At 68.2% G+C, this 5,354-nt stretch carries 5 protein-coding genes and 1 pseudogene; all 6 read left to right on the forward strand.

Translation table 11 applies throughout. From position 1 onward, the window contains the following. Positions 1-810: VWA domain-containing protein (locus tag A9X03_RS05770; RefSeq protein ID WP_156737068.1), on the forward strand; the 810-nt coding region annotated here is incomplete at its 5' end. 108 nt (positions 811-918) lie between these two features. After that, positions 919-1,761: a CbbQ/NirQ/NorQ/GpvN family protein gene (locus A9X03_RS05775; protein ID WP_067785726.1), complete on the forward strand. Its 843-nt coding sequence runs from the start codon at positions 919-921 to the stop codon at positions 1,759-1,761. A gap of 84 nt (positions 1,762-1,845) precedes the next feature. After that, entirely contained in the window at positions 1,846-2,958 is a 1,113-nt protein-coding gene (locus tag A9X03_RS05780; RefSeq protein ID WP_067755901.1) for an ABC transporter substrate-binding protein, read from the forward strand. Between the two features lie 13 nt (positions 2,959-2,971). Beyond that, complete coding sequence (locus A9X03_RS05785; RefSeq protein WP_067755890.1) at positions 2,972-4,114, forward strand: spirocyclase AveC family protein; 1,143 nt, start codon at positions 2,972-2,974, stop codon at positions 4,112-4,114. Continuing rightward, the gene (locus A9X03_RS05790) at positions 4,107-5,096 is read left to right on the forward strand and encodes an SDR family oxidoreductase (protein WP_067785729.1); all 990 of its coding nucleotides are present in this window, start codon (positions 4,107-4,109) and stop codon (positions 5,094-5,096) included. Before A9X03_RS05785 ends, A9X03_RS05790 begins: the two co-directional genes overlap by 8 nt. A 9-nt stretch (positions 5,097-5,105) precedes the next feature. Then, positions 5,106-5,354, forward strand: a pseudogene (locus A9X03_RS05795) (cytochrome P450); the annotation flags it as partial.

Below are 5,354 nucleotides of genomic sequence, written 5' to 3' on the forward strand. Positions count from 1 at the left end.
CCGTCGGCGACACACGCGATCGAGGCCGCCATCGGCGTGCGGCGCCCGCTGTCCCGGCTCGGGATGGGTCTGCACCGCCGCCATCGCCAGGCGCAGGGCGACGACATCGACATCGACGCGGCGGTCGAGGCCCGCGTCGAGGTGCTGGCGGGGTCGGTGCCCGACGAGGCCGTGTACCTCGACAGCCTGCGGCGCCGGCGGGATCTGTCAGTGCTCCTTCTCCTCGATGTGTCGGGCTCGGCCGCCGAGGCCGGCACGGTCGGGCGCACGGTGCACGAGCAGCAGCGCACGGCGGTCGCCAACCTCACCGTCGCGCTGCACGACCTGGGCGACCGGGTCGCGCTCTACGCCTACTACTCGCAGGGCCGGCGCGCGGTGAACGTGGTGCCGGTCAAGCGATTCGACGACCACCTCGACGCCCGAGTCATGCGCCGGCTCAACAGCCTTGAGCCGGGCGCGTATTCGCGCCTCGGCGCGGCGATCCGGCACGGGTCGGCGGTGCTGGAGGCGCGCGGCGGGACGTCGCGGCGGCTGCTGGTGGTGCTCTCCGACGGGCTGGCCTACGACCACGGCTACGAGCGGGCCTACGGCGCCGCCGATGCGCGCCGCGCCTTGGCCGAGGCCCGCCGCCGCGGCATCGGCTGCGTGTGCCTGACCATCGGCGCGGGTACCGACGTGCAGTCGCCGCGCCGCGTGTTCGGCACCGCCGCACACGCCACGATCGCGCGCCCGGACCAACTCGCGGGCGTGATCGGCCCGTTGTTCCGGTCCGCCCTGCGCTCGGCCGAGGTCCGGCGCCGGGTGTCATGACGCGCCACGACAACCGATGGCCGAGCCTAAACGCGCTCGTCAGACAGCTTGAAACAAACATCTGTTCCGCGATAGGCTCGATTGACCGTGGGTAGCGGAGGGGAAGGTATGGCCAACGAGTCCGGGCTGGTGCACCGGAACGGCGCGATGCCCGAGGCCGGGGCGTCGCGCCCCTATTACAAGGCGATCGGCGGCGAGGAGGCCGTATTCAAGGCGGCGTACCGCCAGGGTCTGGCCCTTGTCCTGAAGGGGCCCACGGGCTGTGGCAAGACCCGGTTCGTCGAGGCGATGGCCCACGATCTCGGCCGGCCGCTGATCACCGTCGCCTGCCATGACGACCTCACCACGGCCGACCTGGTCGGCCGGTACCTGTTGCAGGGCGACGAAACCGTCTGGGTGGACGGCCCGCTGACACGGGCGGTGCGTGAGGGGGCGATCTGCTATCTCGACGAGGTGGTGGAAGCCCGGCAGGACACCACGGTGGTCCTGCACCCGCTCGCGGATCACCGGCGGCAGCTGCCGATCGAACGTCTCGGCGTCACGCTCGATGCGGCGCCCGGGTTCGGCCTGGTGGTGTCCTACAACCCGGGCTATCAGAGCGTGCTGAAAGACCTCAAGGATTCGACCCGGCAGCGAATGGTCGCCATCGAATTCGATTTCCCCGCAGCCGATATCGAAGAGGGGATCGTCGCACACGAGGCCGGCGTGGACGACGCCACCGCCGCGGACCTGGTCCGGTTGGGACAGGCCATTCGCCGGCTGGAAACCGGCGGCCTGCGTGAGGTCGCGTCGACCCGCGTGCTGATCGCAGCGGGCAGGCTGGTGGCGGAGGGGCTCACCATGCGAGAGGCGGCTCGCGCCGCGATCGCGGGGCCGCTCACCGACGACGTGGCCGTGGGCAGGGCCCTGGCCGAGCTGATCGGGATCTATCTGGGCGGCGCGGGCGAATGATTGACGCTGCATACGGCCGCCGCTAGGGTCTGAACAAATATTAGGTTTGCCGTGGTTCGGCGTGCGTGAGGTTCGGGAGGTTCGATGTCCTACGAAAGCAGCGCTGAGCCGATCAAAGTCGGCTACCTGATGGACTTCACGCTGCCGCCGGGTTTCCCCGAGGAACTGATGGCGAGTTTCACGCGGTGCTTCGACCTCGTCTTCGAAGAAGCCGTTGGGCAGGGCCTTCTCGATCGCCCCGTGCAGATGATCTATCGCGAGGTGGAGGGCCTGCCCAAGGGATCGGTCAAGGCGGTTATCGATGCGTTCGGCGAGCTCGTCGACGAGGGCTGCCTGGTGGTGTTCGGGCCGCACATCACCGACAACTGCGTGCCGACCCGCGAGGCGATCGAGGAGCGGTTCAAGGTGCCGGCGATCAGCGTCACCGGCACCGACGACTGGCTGGGCGAATGGACCTTCGCGTTCCCGCAGGGCTCGATGACCGATGAGCCGATCTTCATCGCCGACCTCGTCGCCAAACGCGGACTCTCGGAAATCGGTGTCCTCGTGGAGCAGAATCTGATCGGCGAGAGCTACCTGAAGAATCTTCGAAGTGCGTGCCGCCGCAAGGGCATTCGCATCGTCGCGGAGGCGGCAATCGCCCAGACCGCGCAAGACATCAACGACGCCGTCCGCACGCTGCACGAGGCCAAGGCCGAGGCGATCGTGCATCTGGGGTTCGGCTTCGGCATCGTCTTCATCAACCCCGCGCTGCAGGCCGTGGATTGGGATCCGCCGCGATTCACCACCACCGCATTCCAGAACGCCTGGGTGAACCCGATCATGTGGGACGCGTTCATGGGCTGGGTCGGCGTCGACCAGTACGACGAGGAGAACCGGCTGGGCCAGGACTTCCTCGACCGTTACGCGAAGAGGTACGAGGGCAGCCGGCCCGAGTACTGCGTGTCGGTGGTCAACCACGACGTTGCCGCCACCCTCGTCCGCGCGTTCGCCGATGCCCACCCGCTCAGCCCGCGCGGGGTCAAGGAGGCGCTGGAGCGGGTGAAGATGATGCCCGCCGCGTCGGGTGCCCCCGGCACGCGCGTCTCCTTCGGGAAGTGGACGCGGCGCGCGTGGATGGGCGCCGGCTATCTGGTGGCCCGCACGCTGGACGCCGACGGCACCAACTCGCACCTGGTCGATCGCTTCGGAGAGTGAGGCTGGCAAAGACATGAGCACCGATCAATCCGCACCGCTTGCGGCGCAGGAAAATCCGGCGCCCCCGCGGCGGACGGACAAGCGGGGCTGGGGCGGCTGGGTCGCCGGCGCCGCCCTCGCCGCGTTCACGCTCTTCTTCATCGCGAACTGCCGCGTTGCGTTGGACCCCCGCGTCGCCAACCCGAATGTGCAGGGTCGGCCCCGCCCGGTGAAATTCACGTTCGGGCTCGACTACATCGGGTTCCTGGACTGGGCCACGGTCGTGGCGCTGGTCGTGCTGCTGATCGTCTTCATCAGAGGCTGGCGCCGCAATCCCGGTAGTCCGGTGATGCTCATGTTCCTGTGCACCACGCTGATCGTGTGGCAGGACCCGATCATGAACTGGTCACCGTTCGCGGTCTACAACCCGGATTTGGTGCATTGGCCGGAATCCTGGCCGCTGGTGTCGATTTCGCCTACGGTCGAACCCTTCGTGGTCTTCGGTTACGTGATGTTCTACTTCGGGCCGTACTTCCCAGGGATATGGATCCTGCGCAAGCTGCAGGCCCGCAAAGGGCCAGAGGCCTTCGTTTCGCGGCACCCACTGATTTGCCTGGGGGCGATAGTCCTGGTGATCGGGTTCGTCATCGATGCCTTCCTGGAGAACACGTTGATCCACTGGGGCATGTACATCTACTCCCAGGTGATCCCGTGGGGCTCGGTGTTCACCGGCACGACATTCCAGTTCCCGCTGATCTGGGAGTCGTTCTCGGTGACCTTCGTGATGGTTCCGGCGGCGATACTCTGCTACCGCGACGACACCGGCAAGTCGGTGGCCGAGAAGCTGGCCGCGAAGGCCAAGATCTTCCCGACCCGTCCGGTGCTCGGCACGTTCCTGGTGATGTTCGCCATCATCAACGTGTCCTACTTCGCCTACGGGGCGTGGTTCTGGGTCATCAAGGTCAGCCACGCGGCGACCTCCGTCGCGTGCCCCTGGCCGTATCCGGAGGCGAAAGTGTACGACCCCCAAGGCTATTACGAAAAGGCTGGGGCGCAGGGCCCATACTCGGTCGGCATCTGGTCGACCTGGGCCAGCGGGGAGCCCAACGGGCGGCCCCATGTCGATTCCCCACCGCCCGGTGTGGGTGCCTGCGCGACCCCGGGCGCGCATGGCTGAGCCGCGCACCGTCGTCATCACCGGCGCGTCGCGAGGTCTGGGCTTCGCGTCGGCGGTGCGGCTGTACCGCGAAGGCTGGCGGGTTATCGCGGCGATGCGGACGCCCGACGTCGGCCTGCCGCCGCTGCGGGCGGCGACGGGCGCCGGTCAAGACGACGATCGGCTGGTCGGCGTGCAGCTCGACCTGTTGGACCCGGCGTCGATCGCGGCGGCGGCCAAGGCCATCGAGGAAGCCGGCGGCGCCCCCTACGCCCTGGTGCACAACGCCGGAATCTCCGCCGCCGGAATGGTGGAGGAGACCGATATGGCGTTGTGGCACAGGATGTTCGAAACGAACGTCATGGGCCCGGTTGCGCTCACCCAGGCGTTGCTGCCATCGATGCGGGCGGCCGGCGAGGGACGCATCGTCCTGGTGTCCAGTGCGGCCGGGGTGCGCGGCCAACCGGCCACCGCCCCGTACTCCGCGGCCAAGGGGGCGCTGGAGCGGTGGGGCGAAGCCATGGCGTGCGAGATCGCGCCCTTCGGGTTGGGCGTCACCGTGTTGGTCGCCGGCACGTACGACACCGAGATCATCACCGACGCGGGCACCACCGACAACCGCGACTTGGGCGGCCCGTACGCCCGGCTGCACAACACCATGAACACCCGCGGCAGGGCCGCGATGAAACTCGCCAGGCCACCCGAGAAGTTCACCGACGGCCTGGTCAGTGCGCTGGACGACCGGGTGCCGTTCCGCCGCCGCGGCGTCGGACTGGATGCATCGATGCTGTTGGCGGCCAACAGGATCCTGCCGGCTTCAGGCATGCACCACATGTCGCGGGTCGTGCTGGGCATACCCAGACAGGGCACGATGCGCGACGGGGCGTGGCCGCTGACGCTAAGCCAACGGGCGATGGTATTCGCAGCGCGCGTGCTGCCGCAGCCGGTGCTGCAACGCTTGGCCGCGCTGGCGGCGAAGCGCAAGGGAACCCAAGGGGGCTGAGGGGAAAGTATGGAACAGCTATTCGACGACCTGGAGGACTTCGGCGCCTTCGACGACGCGGTCTCCGGGGACGTGCGCGACCCGTACACGGAACTGGCGCGGCTGCGCCGCGAGGAACCCATTCAGCGCCTCGACGTTTCCGGGATGCCGCATGAGGAATCCAAACCCGTCTTCATCGTCTACCGCCACGAGGAAGCCCAGCAGATGCTGCGCGACAACGAGACGTTCTCGTCGGCGGCCGTCATCGCCGCGTTCGGG

The organism is Mycobacterium sp. E1715, assembly GCF_001667625.1.
GTDB lineage: Bacteria > Actinomycetota > Actinomycetes > Mycobacteriales > Mycobacteriaceae > Mycobacterium.